The following is a 16,389-nucleotide window of genomic DNA, read 5'->3' as shown; positions in this document are numbered from 1 at the left end:
ACCACCTTATGCGCATTGCGCTATAAGATGAGTCCTTATGACTCACTATCCACGCATGCGGACGTGGTCGTGGTACCTCCCCGATGAACCACCTACCGGGGAGGTATCCCTCACTGAGACCACCGACTTCTCTCGGCCCGGCGCCGCCACGTGGCGGATGCTGGGTGCCCAACGCACCGGCGTCATCGGTATCTTCATCGCCACCCTCATCAACGCACCGCTGGGCGCGTTGGTCTCGGTCATCATCGGCCACACTACGCAGTTTGCTTTTTCCGATCCCTCCTGGCGCACCGTAGCCTTGCCGCTTGCGGCCACCGCGGTCATCCTCTTCGTCGCCTATATCTGCGAAGCCACAGCGGATGCTTTCACGGATCTGAGTCAGGCCCGCACCACCCACACGCTGCGCCTGAACCTGCTGGATAAGCTGCTGGGTGCCTCGACCGCCGGGATTAGCCCCGGCCGGCTGCTCAACACGATGGATGAGGATTCGCACTACATCGGCCAACTCAAGCAGATCCTCAACTTCCCACTCGTCATGGTCGGCTACCTCCTAGGCGCCGTGGTCAGCCTCGCTCCGGTTTCCTGGCAGGTCTCCGCCGCCCTACTGATCGGTGCCCTCGCCACCGCGCTAGCCTCGTGGGCCACCACCAAGCCGCTGACCAAGGTTGCTGCGCGCCGCCGCCAGCTGGAAAACACCGCGTTGTCACTCGCCACGGACTTCGCCCAAGGTTCCCGCGTTATCAAGGGCCTGGGCGCCAAGGACATTGCCCGCCAGCGCTTTTCCGACGCCGCTCACGAAGCCCTAACCACCATGCTCCACGAGGCCAAGCTGTCCTCCCTCATGGCCTGGGTGCGGCAGATGGTCCCCGCCTCCTTCGCGGTGGGCATCCTGGCCTGGACCTCCTGGGAAACCTTCGAAGGCCACATTGCCCCCGGCGGCATGATGGCGATTACCATGCTCGCACCCCCGGCATTGACCGCGCTCGGCGTATCGCTGGGCCTGCTCACCGAGAACTGGGCCAGAGCACGCGCCTCCGTGGAGCGTGTTAGCGAGCTGCTGGGCCAGCTCGATACCACTACCGAGAAAACAATCGGCACGCCCATCGAGCTCTCCCCTGGCCTGCACGTGTGGATGCCCACGACCGCCGCGGGCCGCAGCACCGTAGATTCCTGGGTGCGCTACCTCAACGACAACGGCGCTTTGTGCCCGCCGCACCGCATCTCCGTGCTGGAAGGAACCCTGCAGGACAACGTCGATCCGCTGCGCGCGGCAACCCAAACCCGAACCCACGACGCCCTGCACGCCTCCGCCTGCGAGGACATTGTTATCCGCCTTGGTGGCTTCGGCCCCGACGGTGAGCTTCCTACCGCACCCATTGGTGAGGCGGGCCTCAACCTCTCCGGCGGACAGCGCCAGCGCGTCGCCCTGGCCCGCGCACTCGCACTCGATCCCGACGTTCTCGTCCTGGACAACCCCACGACGGGGCTGGATTCGTTGACCCTGGCGGACGTCGCCAAGCGCGTGCGCGAACTGCGCGCCGACAAGACCACCGTGGTCATCACCTCCGCCTCCACGTGGGCCGCCAACGCCGATGAGGTGGTGGAGCTATGAGCCACCACCCCACCACCACAGACCGCGCGGATGCCTTAGCGCCCGCCTCCCCACAGGAGTGCCTGCGTTTTCTGAAGACCCTGCCCAGCGCCCCCAGCAGGCTCGGCATCGCCCTCTTCTTCGGCCTGTTTACCGTCACCGTCATCATGATGAACCTGGTCTCCCAGGTGCTCGGACGCGTCGTCGACATCATCCAGGGTGTGGAGCTTCCCGTCCTTGGCACGGGACGCACAGCCATGGTCGGCGCACTCATCGTCATCGCGGTGGGCTTCCTCGTTGAGGTCACCGGCCGCACCCTGGGCCGCTACCTGGTCACCTCCACCACCCGCCGCCTCTCGGTGGATCTGCGCACCTCAGCACTAGATTCCACCCTCGGTGCCCCCGTGCCGGCCGTCATGGAGCTAGGTACCGGCAACATCATCACGCGCCTGTCCAAGGACATCGACACCGTGGTCATGGCCATCTCCATGATGGGTGACCGCCTAGTACTCACCCTCTTCATGCTGCCGCTGACCGCGCTCATGATGATCTTCATCCACCCCGCCTATGCCCTGCTCTTCATTGCGGTGAGCTGCCTGCTCTACCCCTTCATCCGCGGCACCATGCGGGATATCCCTGCCATCGCCAACGAGGTCTCCTCGGTGGAGGCTTACCGCAACAACGTGCTGCTGGACACCATCCGCGCACTGGAGACCCTCCGCCAGTTCTCCCTCAAAGACTGGGCGCACGCGCGCATGGAACGCTACTCCTGGGACACGGTACAGGCCTGGGGCGACAAGGTTCCGCTCATCAACCGCATCGTTGGCCAGGGCGCCCTCGCCTTCGCGGTGCTGCTGCTGGGCTCTGTCCTCATGTCTGTGCCCATGGTGATCTGGGGCTGGCTGACCCCTGGTGAGGCCACCGCCGCCGTGCTCTTGGTCATGCGCCTAGAGATCCACGTCTTCAACATCCTCTTCTTCGCCGGTGAGATTCAGCATTCCGTGACCTCCCTCGGCCGCGCCGTCGCCCTGGCCACCCTCGAGGACAGCGCGCACACCAGCGCGAACCAGAAGGTCACTCCCCGGCTTAGCGACGCCCCCACCATCACCATCGAGCACCTCTCCTACGCTTACCCCGGTGGGGCGCCCGTGCTTAACGACGTCTCCCTGACCCTCACCGCCGGCACCACCACCGCCCTCGTGGGCACCTCCGGCGCGGGCAAATCCACCCTCGCCTCCCTCGTCGCGGGCCTGCAGTACCCCACAACGGGCACCATCAGCCTCGACGGGATTGATACCGCCACGGTGCCGAATACCTGGATCACCGAGCACGTCGCCCTCATTACTCAGGAAGTCCACCTCTTCTCCGGCACGCTGCGCAACGATCTACTGCTGGCCAAGCCCGATACCAGCGATGAGGAACTCTGGCGCGCGCTCAACACCGTGGGCCTTGATGAGAATTCGCGCTGGCTTCCCCAAGGCCTAGACACGCTCATCGGCGCCGGTAACGAAGAGATCGGCGCGGAGGCCGAGCAACAGCTCTCACTGGCCCGCATGATCCTGCGCCAACCGCCAGTACTCATCATGGATGAGGCCACCTCCGAGGCCGGCTCCGAGCACGCCGAGGTACTCGAACACGCCGCCAAGGCCGTCACCAAGGACCGCACCTCACTCGTCGTTGCCCACCGCCTGGACCAAGCCCGCGAGGCCGACCGCATCATCGTCATGGAACAAGGCCAGATCGTCGAGGACGGCACTCACGCCGACCTCATCGCTCTGGGCGGGCGCTATGCCTCGGCCTATGCCCAGTGGGAGCATGGGAAATAGGTCTTCTCCGCGCCTACCATGGAGCTCATGCATCTTCTTTCCCTTTCTGAAGCCGACCGCACCTATCTGGCCCGTATCAACTTCCTTGCCGATACTTTCGGCGATGAGCACAAGGAACTCCCTGAAGGTTTCGAGGAAGGTTTCGACTATTACCTCGGGGGTTGGGAGCCTTCCCGCGGAGGTTTCATCGCTTGGGAGGGCCACGTCCCCGCCGGTGGCGTGTGGCTGAACTGGGGTACGGCTGAGCGCCATGGATTTGGCCACGTGGCGGAAGGTATTCCAGAGCTCGCTTTGGCCGTGGAGCCCCGCTTCCGGGGCCAAGGAGTGGGCACCCTGCTGATCGACGCCGCCACCGACCTCTCCCGGGAGATGGGCGCCCCAGGCATCTCACTCTCAGTGGCTAAAGACAACGACCGCGCACATCGCCTCTACCTCCACCTGGGTTTCGAGCCAGTGAGCGAGCGGCACGGCCACATCGTCCTTGTCAAGCGCTTCGACAGCAACGCCAATGCCAAGGACTTCGACAAGGCCACATCAGAAGAAAACTGATCAACCAGCAGAAAACCTGAGCAGAAAACATAAAAGGCGCTCACATAGTGAGCGCCTTGTGGAGCATAGGAGAATCGAACTCCTGACCTTCTGCTTGCAAAGCAGATGCTCTACCAATTGAGCTAATGCCCCAGCAGCTACATAGCGTACTCCTTGTACGCCCATCTACGAAATCATGACCGGCAGAAGAGTCCCCACCAAGCGCGGTAACTTTCGTCACTTTAGTTAACTCACTCCTCATTAGTTGCGTGTCACCTGAGAAAACAACACGCGGAAGAGGGACAATGAGTCGTCTCTGAAACTTTAGTGGAAGGTCGTCATGCGCCGAATACTCCTCCGCTCCGTAGCCGCCCTCACGTTGGCTGCCACCGTTACGGTGCCACAGCAGGCAACTGCCCAACGGCTACCCACACTGCCGCAGCCATCCATCCCGCAGCCAACGATTCCGACTGTGCAGGACATGCGCAAGGAAGTAGACCGCATCGAGTACGAGGCCTACAAGGCCCTGCCCAAGGAGCTTCAGGAGAATCCCGTCTTTGCGGGTTCCTCACGCCCGGTAACGAAGCAGAGCACGAAGCCACAAGCAGACAAGCCCAACCAGACTGAGAAGGCGAAATCCCAATCAATAGCGGACGATACCTGCTCCAATTGCGTAGCCATCACTTACGACGATGGCCCGGATGCATTGACGGGCCAACTTCTCGACACCTTGAAGGCCAAGGACGCGCACGCCAGCTTTATGGTCCTAGCTCCCAATGCCTATGCCCATCCCGAGCTCCTCCGCCGCATGAAAGCGGAGGGCCACACAGTTGGCAACCACACCGATACACACCGCGAACTAAACAAGCTTCCCGCGAATGAGGTTGACGCGGAAATCAAATCAGGTGCCGCTGCCATCACGGCAGCAACAGGAGAGAGCCCTCGTTGGGTACGCCCACCGTATGGCGCAACAAACCAAACCGTCGCCAACGCGGCCAAGAACAACGGACAAGCACAAGCCCTCTGGAGCGTTGACACCCTAGATTGGAAGGACCGCAACTCCGACCATATCTGCGCAGCAGCCGTTGACGGCGCCCAAGCAGGCGACATCATCCTCATGCATGACATTCACGCCACGACTGTCGACGCCGCCCCATGCGTTATTGACGGCCTCCGCGCCAAAGGTTTAGAGCCAGTATCGCTAGACACCCTCATCCCTAACCCCGAACCTGGACGCCAGTACCTCAGCAGCTAGACGACAAGGCAACACCCCTAAATCAGCTCATGCCGTAGGAGCAAGCTAAGACAATAGCTTGCTCCTACGGCGTCTTCTTTGCGCGAGTCCGTCTGAAATGGGAACAATCCGTGTATCCGGTTCGGAGCTGGGCTAACAAACCAAAAAGAAGCACCCCACCATTTGGTGGGGTGCTTCCTAAGCTCTGGCTCCGTTAGGGGCGAAGCCGATTCAAGCTAGCTTGAATTAGAAGGGGAGCTTGATGTTCAGAGCCTTAGCAATTGCCGGGAAAGCAGCTGCGATTGCGGCCAGGACACCAGCGACGATGCCGAAGATAGCGAGCGGGGTCGGCTTGCCATCGTTGGACAGCTTGTCCTTGATGTCGGAGGACTTGTCGTCCTTGTTGTTGCCCGGCTTGGTAGCGCCGTCGTTGGAGCCGTTGTCGCCGCCCTTGTTGCCACCGTTAGCCAGGTTCTCGAGGGCGTCAGCGATACGCTGGCGCTCCTTGGCCTCCTGCTCAGCGCGCTCCTTCTCAGCCTTAGCCTGCTCCTCAGCAGCCTTGGAGTCAGCGATGTCCTTCTTAACGCCATTGTCAGCGTTGAGGACCTGGCGGTAAGCCTCTTCGTACTCAAGGTTGGTGTTGTTCGGGCCGAAGAAGTCCTGCTGAGCAGCAACCTTCATTGCCAGGTAGTCGAGGCGCTCCTCGTCGGTGCCGCCGTCCCAGACAGCGACCAGGGTGTTGCCCCACGGGCTCTCCGGGTCCACGAAGTCGGCCGGAATCTGCGGAGCCCAGATGCGGTTGCCGTCGAAGTTAGCCTTGTCGGAAGCCCAGTTCTTGAAGCCCTTGAACTTCTCCTTCTGTGCCTTGTAAGCCTCGTAGTTTTCGTTCTTGGCCTTGGAGACAATGCCGGTGTTGTGAGCGATGAGCTCAGCGTAAGCCTCGCGCAGGGTCTTCTGCTCGCCGTTAACAACGACGGTGCCGTTCTCGTCAGACTCACGCAGCTCGAGGACGCGAGCGCCGATAGCGAACTCGGTCTCCATTGCGCGCAGGACGCGGACCTGAGCGTATGCCTGGTCCAGGTAGCCCTGGCGTACGAGGATGTCGCTACCCTGAGCACCGCGGGAAGCCTCGAGGGCGGCCTTGCGAGCCTCTTCCAGCTCTGCACCGTCTGCCTTCAGCTGCTCGAGCAGCATCTCAGCGTCAGCGATCAGCTCCTTAACGAGCGGGATGTAGTCACGGTCGATGTAGTTCTTATCGGACTCATCAGCACCGCGCCAACCGGTGTAATCGAGGCGCTCCTTGTAGGTCTCGATGGTCTCTTCGAAGATCTTGATGTTCTCTGCCGGGGTCTTCTGAACGGAGTTGAAGTCCTCCGGATCAACCTGGTTCAGCTTCGGAGCCTGAAGTGCCGGAAGGTTAACCTTCTTCGAAAGCTCCTCGGCCTTCTTCAGGTCGCTTGCCAGCAGGCCTTCCTTAGGCTCGCCGTCGCCGTAAACCTTGCCACCGGAGATGTTGGTGACGGTGGTGTTGTAGTCGAAGGCCTTCTCTTCGTAGTTCTCCCAAGCCTTGTCTGCGGACTTGTCATTCTGCAGAGCGTAAGCTACGGAAGCGCGAGCAGCCTGAACGTTCTTCTCAGCCTGTGCGAGCTGCTTGGTAGCCTCGTTGGCTGCAGCCTGGTAAGCCTTGTGGTCTGCCTGCTCAGAGCGGTCAAGACCATCGGTGTTGGCGTTAGAAGCTGCATTGAACAGCTCAACAAACTGGTTGTTGTTAACGATGTAGTGGTCGGTTGCAGCTACGAGATCGCGGAGCTGAGCCTCGGTGACGTTCTTAGCTTCAACGTCCTTGCCCAGGGATGCGTCCGGCTCGTTGAAGCCGCCGCCCTGGATGTTGGAAGTGTTGGTGTCCTGAGCGAAAGCCGGGACTGCAACACCGGAGACACCGGTGGCAACTGCGATAGCACCTGCGAGAGCGGCGGTGCGAACACGGTTCTTGAACATGTAATTCCCCTATGAGAGTTGAGGTCGGACTGTGAAAATTATCTTACGATAACCGTCGTGTAGGGCGACGCTAGCAATCGTTCTTCATGAATGATCTTCACATTCTCAACGAGTAGTGCAGCTTTTGTCGCTGCAGCAAGATTATCGAAGTCTGGCGGGTCTTTCCAGTCAAACACAACTTATTTTTAAACTTTTTCCAACCAGCTGGCGGCGATGCCTCGCATTTTTGCTGGTAGATGGCCTTCTTCTATACAGGAGTTGAAATTGAAACTATTTCGAACCTTTGTGACAACTGTGAATGAACTACCCCTATCTGGGTAATAATTACACGAATGTCATTGCACTTGCTAGGGTGTCGGCCCAATTTTCACCCCTCACTCCCCCTGATACCTGGAACGGGTGGTTCCTGTGGGCCTTCGTGGGGCTTAAGTGGAAAAAGGAAAGACACCCAGCTTCGTTGTCGTCGCTGAGCGTCTTTCCTTATTTATATTGTGGAGCATAGGAGAATCGAACTCCTGACCTTCTGCTTGCAAAGCAGATGCTCTACCAATTGAGCTAATGCCCCATTGTTCCGTGGTGGGCCTAGCTGGAATCGAACCAGCGACCTCATCGTTATCAGCGATGCGCTCTAACCGACTGAGCTATAGGCCCTTGACCGGAACGAGTAGTTACTCTACATAGGACCGGCGATTTATTACAAATCGCCTGGTCATATGCAGTATTTGAAGCTGGTTTTACTTCACTTTGTATCGCTATTGATGCGGCTCATCTTGCAGGCGGATCTTGAATCCACCGAAGACGTCCACGATGGCGTTATATATAACAGCCATGAGCGGCGCCAGGATCGTCATCAGGACGGCGATGATGGCGCCGAACAGGGCGGCTGCAGAGACTACCAATCCGAAGGAGACCTCAAATCCGCCGCCGACACCGCCAACAAGGCTGTTGAGGGAATCCCAGATGCCCGCCTGGTCAAGGCCGATGTACAGCAGGCACACGGCGATGATCCAGGCCACGAGGCCGACGAGGGACATGGCCAAGCCAACGCGGAACGCCGACATGGGCGAAATCCGGGCTAGTTGAAGCTCTCGTCCAATCATGGGTTACTCCTCGTCCTTATCGGAGTCCTTGTCTTCGCCCTTTTCCGGCTTGGAGTTCTCTCCAAGCTTGAGGTGTTCGGGCTTGACGTCCTCGACAGACTTTTCACCCTTGGCAACTGCCTGGGCGTCCTCCTCACCGTCGTCTTCAACATTGCGGTCGATAGCCAGCAGCTCGACGTCGTCGGCCAGGTTGACCAAGCGCACGCCCATGGTGGCGCGGGAGCTCGGGCGAATCTGGTTGACTTCGGTGCGGACAACACCACCTGCAGAGGTGATGGCAAAGATCTCGTCGTCCTCGTCGACGGCGATTGCTGCAATGAGCTTGCCGCGCTTTGGCGTGTACTTGAAGGTCATCACGCCGAGGCCACCGCGGCCCTGCGGGGTGTACTCCTCAATGGCGGTGCGCTTGCCGTAACCGCCGGAGGTAGCTACCAGGAGGAACTGGCCGTCATTGACCACGGACATGGACAGCAGCTGGTCATCGCCGCGGAAGCGCATGCCCTTCACGCCGGCGGTAGCGCGGCCCATCGGGCGCAGCTGGTCATCGTCCGCGGTGAAGCGGATTGCCTGACCCTGCTCAGAGGTCAGCAGGATGTCATCGCCCTCGTTGACCAGCTGGGCGCCGATCAGCGCATCGCCCTCGTTGAGGTTGATAGCGATGAGGCCGGCGGAACGTGCGGACTCGTAATCGGTCAGTCGGGACTTCTTTACGCGGCCCTGCTGGGTAGCAAGGACCAGGTATGGGGCGTCCTCGTAGGACTGGATCTGAATGACCTGAGCGATCTTCTCCTCCGGCTGGAACTCCAGCAGGTTAGCCACGTGCTGGCCACGAGCGGTGCGGCCCGCCTCCGGAAGCTCGTAGGCCTTGAGGCGGTAGACGCGGCCGAAGTTGGTGAAGAACAGGATCCAATCGTGCGTGGAGCAGACGAAGAAGTTCTTCACAATGTCATCCTGCTTCAGCTCCGCGCCGCGCACGCCCTTGCCGCCGCGCTTCTGGGCCTTGTAAGCATCGACCTTGGTGCGCTTGGCGTAGCCAGTAGCGGTAATGGTGACCACGACGTTCTCGCGAGCGATGAGGTCCTCATCGCTGACGTCGCCGGAAGCGGCAACGATCTGGGTACGGCGCTCATCGCCGTACTTTTCGACGATCTCCTCCAGCTCATCGTGGACGATCTGACGCTGGCGCTCCTCACGGGCCAGGATGTCCTTGAGGTCCGCGATGATCTCCTCGATCTCCGCCAACTCATCGATAATCTTCTGGCGCTCCAGCGCGGCCAGGCGGCGCAGCTGCATGGCAAGGATGGCATCGGCCTGGACATCGTCGACGTCAAGAAGCGCCTTTAGGCCCTCGCGTGCCTCATCAACCGTGGGGGAACGGCGGATGAGCGCGATGACCTCATCGAGCATGTCGAGCGCCTTAACCAGACCGCGCAGAATGTGGGCGCGCTTTTCGGCCTCATCGAGGCGGTACTGGGTACGGCGGACGATGACCTCGATCTGGTGGGCCACGTAGTAGCTCAGCATCTGATCCAGGCGCAGGGTGCGCGGCACGCCATCCACGATGGAAAGCATGTTGGCGCCGAAGGAGGTCTGCAGCTGGGAGTGCTTGTACAGGTTATTAAGGACAACGCGGGCTACGGCGTCACGCTTGAGGGTGACCACGATGCGCATACCCACGCGGTCGGAGGATTCATCCTCGATCTTGGCGATTCCGGCGATCTTGCCGTTGACCACAGACTCCGCGATATTGGAAATCATGTTGTCCGGGTTGACCTGGTAGGGCAGCTCAGTGATAACGATGGTCTGGCGGTTGCCCACCTCCTCAATGGAGGTCACGCCGCGCATGCGGATGGAACCGCGGCCGGTGGTGTAGGCATCCTTGATGCCCTGGTCACCCACGATGAGGCCCGCAGTCGGGAAATCCGGGCCCTTAACGCGCTCCATACAGGCAGCCAAAGCTTCTTCCTCGGAAGCATTCGGGTTATCCAGCAGCCAGTAAATGGCTTCCGCCAGCTCGTTCAGGTTGTGCGGCGGAATGTTGGTGGCCATACCAACAGCGATACCGCCGGAACCGTTCATCAGCAGGTTCGGAACGCGGGAGGGCAGAATCGTCGGTTCCTGCGTCTTGCCGTCGTAGTTCGGTGCGAAGTCGACGGTGTTTTCGCGGATATCGCGGACCATCTCCATGGCCAGCGGCGTCATGCGGCACTCGGTGTAACGCATAGCTGCCGGGCCGTCATTACCGCGGGAGCCGAAGTTACCTTGGCCGTCGACCAGCGGGTAGCGCATGTTCCACGGCTGGGCCAAGCGCACGAGGGTGTCGTAGATGGCGACGTCACCGTGCGGGTGGAACTGGCCCATCGTGTCCGAGACCGGACGCGCGGACTTTACATAGCCACGGTCCGGGCGGTAGCCGGAGTCATACATGGCGTAGAGGATGCGACGGTGAACCGGCTTGAGGCCGTCGCGCACCTCCGGCAGGGCGCGGCCGACGATGACGGACATGGCGTAGTCGATGTAGCTCGACTCCATCTCCTCATTGATGTCAATTGGTTGGATGCGATCGAAAAGATCACCGTTGTTATCACTCATAAGGCCCTATCGTACCGTTTAAGGACCTCTGAGGCTGTTTCTGGCGCAGTAGTGGTATCACGGTGATACCATTCCCACCATGGCTATGACACTGCGCCTGACCCCAGAGCAAGACCACGCGCTGACCTTATTGGCTTCCGCGCAAGGTACTTCCAAGCACGAGGCGGTGGTGCGCGCCATCATCGCGGCGGCCGCACGGACCTTGTCGGATGCCGCTGTGCAAGACACCGCCCGCCGGCTGCTGCCCGGGCGCTCGGAATTGGAGGCGGAGATCCGCCGAGCACGAGAGGTGCATCAGTGAATGTGGAGCAACTCGTTGTAGTCGCGCGGGAATTCTGTCGGGTATATCGCGTGCGGATCACTAACTTCGCCGCCCTAGCCGCCGCGGCCTCCGCGAGCACGGCGACCATCGAGGGAATTGCCGTGCACGGCAGCCGCGCTACGGCGGCACAGTCGCTGGAGACGGTCTTGCGCTCAGTTCCCGCGTTGAGCGGAAAGAATGAAGAATTCGCGCGATTGTGCGCGCAGGTCTATCTTTCTGTTGCAGAAGTTATGTAAGTTAAACGTGATAAAGAAGTCTCTATTCCCTTCTGAGAAAGGAATTCCCTATGTCCTCCATGTCCTTGAAGAAGTTCCTCGCCGCCGGCGTTGTGGCTACCACCCTCACCACTGCCGTAGCCCCCGCCGCGAGCGCTACGACCGCCGATAATAACTGGCCCACCAACCCCGACTTCCAGCAGGGCGAAGCCGGCTCCTCCCTGACTGGCTCCACGCCCATCGACATGACGCTCATCATCGGCGGTTCCATTGCTGCTGCGATGGCGCTGCTCAAGCTCGTCGTGGATAACAACCCTGCTCTACGCGCCCAAGCCGATGAATTCGCCGCGCAGATCGGCATGGCAGGCTCCTCCGGTTCGTCCGAGCACAACCGCCTCTACGAGGGTGGTCTCGACTTCGACCTCGAGCGCCTGGCCCGCACCAATGGTTTCCCAGAGATTGCTGACCAGATTGCCGCGCTCAAGGCAGGCTCCAGCGCCCCGGCACAGTAAGCTCGCCTGTATGACAAACCTCTCCCAACTCCTCCAGTCCCCTACCCGCAACGCCGTGGTGGCGGACTTGTCCACGGCAGCAGATGACGCCGTAGCATCGCTGACTGGTATCACCGGCATGGCCTTCAAGGGCGCCCTAGTGGCCGCAAAGAAGGCGGATTCCAAGGTTCTGTCCAAGGGAATCAACCAGATGCTGCCGGAGCTGCTCAACACCCTGGATTCCTACTGGAAGGAATTTGAAGGCTCTGAGCAGTCCGATTTCGGCACCTACCTCGACGGACGCAGCGGCGAAGTTACCGAAGCCATCATGGCTGCGGCTGATAGGGCCGCCAAGGACATTAAGGCCCCCGGCATCGCGCGCACCTACAAGTCGCTGCGTGGCAAGGCCTCTTCCATCCTGGAGCCCAACGTGGCAACCATCGGCCGTGTTCTGCAGCGCCACATGGATACCGTATAAGTGGATTAACTCTCCGTGTCGTAGGCACCGAAGAACAAAAGACCAGCACCTCTTTCTGAGGGCTGGTCTTTTTCTTGCTTTCTCTTGTTCCCCTGTGGGCTCGTGCTTTGAGACGTCTTAGACGTCGAGGAAGCGGACGTCCTTCGCGCGGCGGGTAATGAAGGAGCGGCGGGCGGCCACGTCATCACCCATGAGGATGGAGAAGAGCTCATCGGCGCGCTGCGCATCTTCCAGGTCCACGCGGCGCAGGACGCGGGTCGTCGGATCCAGGGTGGTCTCCCAGAGCTCGGAAGCGTTCATCTCACCCAGACCCTTGTAGCGCTGGATGCCGTCGTCCTTGTTGATCTTGCGTCCCTGCTCCAAGCCTTCGGCAAGCAGCTTGTCACGCTCAGCATCGGAGAAGGCATAGCCCGGCTGGCCCTTGCCCCACTTCAGCTTGTACAGCGGCGGATTCGCCAGGTACACGTGGCCATCCTCGACCAGCTGCGGCATGAAGCGGAAGAGCAGGGTCAGAAGCAGCGTGGCGATGTGCTGGCCGTCCACGTCGGCATCGGCCATGAGCACGATCTTGTCGTAGCGCAGCTTCGAAATATCGAACTCTTCGTGGATACCGGTGCCCAAGGCGGTGATGATGGCCTGGACCTCAGCGTTCTTGAGAACCTTGTCCATGCGGGCCTTTTCCACGTTGAGGATCTTGCCGCGCAGCGGCAGGATGGCCTGGAACATGGAATCGCGGCCGCCCTTCGCGGAACCACCTGCGGAGTCACCCTCCACGATGTAAAGCTCAGAAAGCTTCGAATCCTTGGAGCGGCAATCCGCCAGCTTGCCGGGCAGGCCACCGAGGTCGCCGGCGGACTTACGACGCACCAACTCACGTGCCTTACGCGCGGCTACGCGGGCGTGCGCGGAGGACACGGCCTTGTTGATAATGACCTTGGCCTCAGCCGGGTTGGCGTCGAACCAATCGTTGAGGTGCTCGTTGACAGAGCGCTGGACAAAGCCGCGGATCTCCGAGTTACCGAGCTTGGTCTTGGTCTGGCCCTCGAACTGCGGGTCCGCCACCTTGACGGAAATAACGGCAGCAAGGCCTTCACGGCAGTCATCGCCGGAGAGGTTGCCATCCTTTTCCTTGAGGAGCTTGTGCTCCTTGGCGTAGCGGTTCATCAGGGTGGTCAGAGCCGCGCGGAAGCCTTCCTCGTGCGTGCCGCCTTCGTGAGTGTTAATGGTGTTGGCGAAGGTGTGGACGGACTGCTTGTAGCCCTGGTTCCACTGCAGCGCGATTTCCACCTCATGGTCCTCACCCTTAACGTCGAAGGCAACGATGGTGGGGTGGATGGCGGACTTGTTCTTGTTGAGGTGCGCAACGTAGTCCTGCAGACCGTTCGGGTAGTGGTAGGTGACTTCCTTCTTCTTCTTGGAAGTCTTGCCCTCGCCGTCCTCGCCCTCCTGGCCGGCTTCGTCCTTGTTATCCAGGGAGCTCAGGCTGACGGCGGAATCGCCGGCCTCGGCGATCTCCTCGAGCTCGGCCTGCTCCTTGGAGATGGCGCGCTCGTCACGCAGAACAATGGTCAGACCCTTGTTCAGGAAGGCCATCTCCTGCAGGCGGCGGGCGATGGTGTCGTAGTTGAACTCGACGGTTTCGAAAATTTCCGGGTCCGGCCAGAAGCGGATCGTGGTGCCGGTGCCGCGGGCATTATCGCCTTCTACCAGCTCATCGGGGATGGCGTTGTTGAAGTTCTGGTACCAGTGCTTGCCATCGCGCTTGATGTCCGCCTCGACGCGGGTGGACAGTGCGTTGACTACGGAGATACCCACGCCGTGCAGACCACCGGACACGGCATAAGATTCAGAGTCGAACTTACCGCCGGCATGCAGCTGGGTCATAACCACCTGGACGGTAGGGATACCGGAGGCGTGCATTTCGACCGGGATACCACGGCCGTTATCGATGACCTCGATGCCCCCGTCCTCACGGAGGGTGACAATGACCTTGTCGGCATAGCCCGCCATTGCCTCATCGACGGAGTTGTCGACGATCTCCCAAATCAGGTGGTGCAGGCCGCGGGCACCGGTGGAACCGATGTACATACCGGGGCGCTTACGGACGGCCTCAAGGCCCTCCAGAATCGTAATTGACCCCGCATCATATGCGTGTTGTTCAGCCACGGATTCGTGTACTCCTTTTGGCTAGAGCTAAATCTAAGACTTTAGCCATTCTACACTGTGTCCCCCCACGCGAGGACAGTGCACGCCCGTGAGAGCCCCAAATTTGCGTGAATTTCGCGATCGCCCCGATCAGCCGTACGTATCCTGTGAGCCTTGCGGCTTGACCCATTGGCGGCCCTCATAGTTTCGGTGCTGCTTGGGTCCTTGAATGTGGAGCTTAACCACCACGTCCGGGCCCAGGCGGTCCGCGATCTTCTGCAAGATGGGCCGCTGCAGGTAGCGCAGCTCAGTGGCCCAGCTGGAGGAATCGCACGCCACGTAAACAACCTGCTCCTTGATGGTGAGCGGCTGAGTATGCGCGGCGATGCGCTCGCCCACGAGGTTTTCCCAATTGCCCATGACCCAGCCATGAGCTAATTCGTGCTCCCAGCCGCGCTTGCCAATCTCGCGTTGGATCTGCGCGCCGAGGCTAGGGATCTCGAGGCTGCGGCGCCGGCGGCGACCGTCGGGGCCACTCGGCCGCCCGCGCCGAAAAGGCTTCGGCTGCTGTTCTTGTGACGTTGGCGCCAGGTTCATCTTGGGGGCCGGTTTATTGAGCTTCGGCGGATTTTTCGACGTGTTTCGGGTGCGCTCAAAGAGCGCTTTGACCGGATCAAATTCCTGCTCAGTCATCGCTTTCACCGCCCGCATCGTACGGTGCGATCTCTGATACCCGGCCCTCGTCGGTATCGCGCACGCTGACGGTGAAGCGCTCAATGGGCTGCAGGTTGCCGGGCAAATCCTCATCCACCGCCGCGGTGATGAGTACCTGTTCCGCACCTGCGGCGAGATGGACGAGCTTCTCGCGGCGCTTGGCATCGAGTTCAGCAAAGACATCGTCGAGGATGAGGATCGGATCAGTGCCATCCTGGCGCAGCAGGTTGAACTCCGCTAGGCGCAGGGAGATGGCATAAGACCAGGTTTCGCCGTGGCTGGCAAAGCCCTTGGCGGGGCTCGTCCCCAGGTTGAGCACGAGGTCATCGCGGTGCGGGCCGACGAGCGAGATACCTCGTTCGATCTCGCGCTGGCGTTTATTTGCTAGCTCAGTGAGCATCATGGCCTCGATGACCTCGCGGTCGGAGGTATCCACCGTGGACTTGTACTCGATGGCCGCGGGGCGCGATTCCGGAGCTAGGCCGGCATAGGCGGCGGGGATGAGCTCGCGGAGTTCGTCGACAAGCGCCAGGCGTGCCTGGATCACCTGCGCGCCGAGCGAAGACAGCTGCGTATCCCACACGTCGAGGGTGGCTAGTGCTGAGGCGCCGTCGCTGTCATTGTAGCCGCGGCGCAGGCTCGGTGACGCCGACTTCAACAGCGCGTTGCGCTGCTTGAGCACCTTGTCATAGTCGGCCTTGATACCCGCCAGGCGCGGCGTGCGGGAGGCAATGATGTCATCCAAATACTGGCGGCGCGTTGCCGGTTCGCCCCGCACGAGGGATAGATCCTCCGGGGAAAAGAGCACTGTTTGCACAACGCCGAGCAGCTCCCGCGGGGATTTCAGGCGCGTGCGGTTGATCTGCGCTTGGTTCGCCGCGTGGGGTTTGATGAGCAGGTGCGCGGTAAGCTCGCGCCCCTGGTTGACCGCCGTGGCGGAAATCCGGGCGTTGGTTGCACCGTGGCGCACGAGCGGGGCGTCGTGGGCGACGCGATGTGAGGACAGGTGGGCAACATAGCCGATGGCTTCGACGATATTGGTCTTGCCAAAACCATTGCGGCCGATAAAAAGGGTAATCCCCGGTTGCAGCCTGAGAGTGAGCTCGGGCCAGGAGCGAAAGTCCCTGACATCGAGATCGCGAATAAACATATGGC

Annotated in this window: 14 protein-coding genes and 3 tRNA genes; 8 read left to right on the top strand and 9 right to left on the bottom strand. The window is 60.8% G+C overall.

The features are described from left to right. Positions 1 to 37: 37 nt before the first annotated feature. Genes QKE52_RS10630 through QKE52_RS10620 form a run of 3 tightly spaced genes read left to right on the top strand, consistent with a single transcriptional unit; the run spans position 38 to position 3,966 of the window. On the top strand, positions 38 to 1,612 hold the full coding sequence (locus QKE52_RS10630) for an ABC transporter ATP-binding protein (protein WP_347948765.1): 1,575 nt from the start codon (positions 38 to 40) through the stop codon (positions 1,610 to 1,612). After that, positions 1,609 to 3,417, top strand: a complete 1,809-nt coding sequence (locus tag QKE52_RS10625; RefSeq protein ID WP_347948764.1) for an ABC transporter ATP-binding protein — start codon at positions 1,609 to 1,611, stop codon at positions 3,415 to 3,417. The genes QKE52_RS10630 and QKE52_RS10625 overlap by 4 nt, the downstream gene beginning before the upstream one ends. 18 nt (positions 3,418 to 3,435) lie before the next feature. Then, on the top strand, positions 3,436 to 3,966 hold the full coding sequence (locus tag QKE52_RS10620; protein WP_347948763.1) for a GNAT family N-acetyltransferase: 531 nt from the start codon (positions 3,436 to 3,438) through the stop codon (positions 3,964 to 3,966). 59 nt (positions 3,967 to 4,025) lie between these two features. Here QKE52_RS10620 and QKE52_RS10615 read toward each other — a convergent pair. Beyond that, positions 4,026 to 4,098 (bottom strand) — tRNA-Ala (locus QKE52_RS10615). Positions 4,099 to 4,285: 187 nt separating this feature from the next. Here QKE52_RS10615 and QKE52_RS10610 point away from each other — a divergent pair. Further along, a complete protein-coding gene (locus tag QKE52_RS10610; protein WP_347948762.1) occupies positions 4,286 to 5,200 on the top strand; it encodes a polysaccharide deacetylase family protein in 915 nt (304 codons plus the stop codon). A 225-nt stretch (positions 5,201 to 5,425) separates the two neighbouring features. On the opposite strand, the gene QKE52_RS10605 is transcribed toward QKE52_RS10610, so the two are convergent. From QKE52_RS10605 to gyrA, 5 genes are all read right to left on the bottom strand, one after another. Beyond that, positions 5,426 to 7,177: a hypothetical protein gene (locus tag QKE52_RS10605; RefSeq protein ID WP_175974101.1), complete on the bottom strand. Its 1,752-nt coding sequence runs from the start codon at positions 7,175 to 7,177 to the stop codon at positions 5,426 to 5,428. A gap of 492 nt (positions 7,178 to 7,669) precedes the next feature. Beyond that, a tRNA-Ala gene (locus tag QKE52_RS10600) sits at positions 7,670 to 7,742 on the bottom strand. Between the two features lie 9 nt (positions 7,743 to 7,751). Next, positions 7,752 to 7,828 (bottom strand) — tRNA-Ile (locus QKE52_RS10595). A gap of 101 nt (positions 7,829 to 7,929) precedes the next feature. Then, complete coding sequence (locus tag QKE52_RS10590) at positions 7,930 to 8,277, bottom strand: DUF3566 domain-containing protein (protein WP_046648692.1); 348 nt, start codon at positions 8,275 to 8,277, stop codon at positions 7,930 to 7,932. 3 nt (positions 8,278 to 8,280) lie between these two features. After that, positions 8,281 to 10,869, bottom strand: coding sequence for a DNA gyrase subunit A (gene gyrA / locus QKE52_RS10585; RefSeq protein WP_347948761.1), 2,589 nt, complete (start codon positions 10,867 to 10,869; stop codon positions 8,281 to 8,283). 79 nt (positions 10,870 to 10,948) lie between these two features. Between gyrA and QKE52_RS10580 the strand changes: the two genes are divergently transcribed. Genes QKE52_RS10580 through QKE52_RS10565 form a run of 4 tightly spaced genes read left to right on the top strand, consistent with a single transcriptional unit; the run spans position 10,949 to position 12,375 of the window. Further along, the gene (locus tag QKE52_RS10580; protein WP_347948760.1) at positions 10,949 to 11,170 is read left to right on the top strand and encodes a CopG family transcriptional regulator; all 222 of its coding nucleotides are present in this window, start codon (positions 10,949 to 10,951) and stop codon (positions 11,168 to 11,170) included. Positions 11,171 to 11,220: 50 nt separating this feature from the next. Next, on the top strand, positions 11,221 to 11,427 hold the full coding sequence (locus QKE52_RS10575; RefSeq protein WP_347948759.1) for a cell filamentation protein Fic: 207 nt from the start codon (positions 11,221 to 11,223) through the stop codon (positions 11,425 to 11,427). A 50-nt stretch (positions 11,428 to 11,477) separates the two neighbouring features. Beyond that, complete coding sequence (locus QKE52_RS10570) at positions 11,478 to 11,918, top strand: hypothetical protein (RefSeq protein WP_070517655.1); 441 nt, start codon at positions 11,478 to 11,480, stop codon at positions 11,916 to 11,918. Between the two features lie 10 nt (positions 11,919 to 11,928). Beyond that, on the top strand, positions 11,929 to 12,375 hold the full coding sequence (locus QKE52_RS10565; protein WP_070517654.1) for a hypothetical protein: 447 nt from the start codon (positions 11,929 to 11,931) through the stop codon (positions 12,373 to 12,375). 117 nt (positions 12,376 to 12,492) lie between these two features. Here QKE52_RS10565 and gyrB read toward each other — a convergent pair whose 3' ends face one another. The 3 genes from gyrB to recF form a co-directional block, all read right to left on the bottom strand. Continuing rightward, the gene (gene gyrB / locus QKE52_RS10560; protein WP_070517653.1) at positions 12,493 to 14,541 is read right to left on the bottom strand and encodes a DNA topoisomerase (ATP-hydrolyzing) subunit B; all 2,049 of its coding nucleotides are present in this window, start codon (positions 14,539 to 14,541) and stop codon (positions 12,493 to 12,495) included. Between the two features lie 129 nt (positions 14,542 to 14,670). Continuing rightward, entirely contained in the window at positions 14,671 to 15,213 is a 543-nt protein-coding gene (locus QKE52_RS10555; protein WP_071409608.1) for a DciA family protein, read from the bottom strand. Next, on the bottom strand, positions 15,206 to 16,384 hold the full coding sequence (gene recF / locus QKE52_RS10550; RefSeq protein WP_347948757.1) for a DNA replication/repair protein RecF: 1,179 nt from the start codon (positions 16,382 to 16,384) through the stop codon (positions 15,206 to 15,208). The genes QKE52_RS10555 and recF overlap by 8 nt, the downstream gene beginning before the upstream one ends. Between the last annotated feature and the right edge of the window lie 5 nt (positions 16,385 to 16,389).

The sequence above is a fragment of the Corynebacterium sp. c25Ua_47 genome (assembly GCF_039907205.1).
Lineage (GTDB): Bacteria > Actinomycetota > Actinomycetes > Mycobacteriales > Mycobacteriaceae > Corynebacterium > Corynebacterium hiratae.
Note: the sequence above shows the minus strand (reverse complement) of the source record. Positions and strands in the feature narration are given on the sequence as shown.

Coding starts and splice junctions, on each gene's coding strand:
- QKE52_RS10605 (WP_175974101.1), bottom strand. CDS start 7,177: ATGTTCAAGAACCGTGTTCGCACCGCCGCTCTCGCAGGTGCTATCGCA.
- QKE52_RS10590 (WP_046648692.1), bottom strand. CDS start 8,277: ATGATTGGACGAGAGCTTCAACTAGCCCGGATTTCGCCCATGTCGGCG.
- gyrA (WP_347948761.1), bottom strand. CDS start 10,869: ATGAGTGATAACAACGGTGATCTTTTCGATCGCATCCAACCAATTGAC.
- QKE52_RS10570 (WP_070517655.1), top strand. CDS start 11,478: ATGTCCTCCATGTCCTTGAAGAAGTTCCTCGCCGCCGGCGTTGTGGCT.
- QKE52_RS10555 (WP_071409608.1), bottom strand. CDS start 15,213: ATGACTGAGCAGGAATTTGATCCGGTCAAAGCGCTCTTTGAGCGCACC.
- QKE52_RS10630 (WP_347948765.1), top strand. CDS start 38: ATGACTCACTATCCACGCATGCGGACGTGGTCGTGGTACCTCCCCGAT.
- QKE52_RS10625 (WP_347948764.1), top strand. CDS start 1,609: ATGAGCCACCACCCCACCACCACAGACCGCGCGGATGCCTTAGCGCCC.
- QKE52_RS10610 (WP_347948762.1), top strand. CDS start 4,286: ATGCGCCGAATACTCCTCCGCTCCGTAGCCGCCCTCACGTTGGCTGCC.
- recF (WP_347948757.1), bottom strand. CDS start 16,384: ATGTTTATTCGCGATCTCGATGTCAGGGACTTTCGCTCCTGGCCCGAG.
- QKE52_RS10565 (WP_070517654.1), top strand. CDS start 11,929: ATGACAAACCTCTCCCAACTCCTCCAGTCCCCTACCCGCAACGCCGTG.
- QKE52_RS10620 (WP_347948763.1), top strand. CDS start 3,436: ATGGAGCTCATGCATCTTCTTTCCCTTTCTGAAGCCGACCGCACCTAT.
- QKE52_RS10580 (WP_347948760.1), top strand. CDS start 10,949: ATGGCTATGACACTGCGCCTGACCCCAGAGCAAGACCACGCGCTGACC.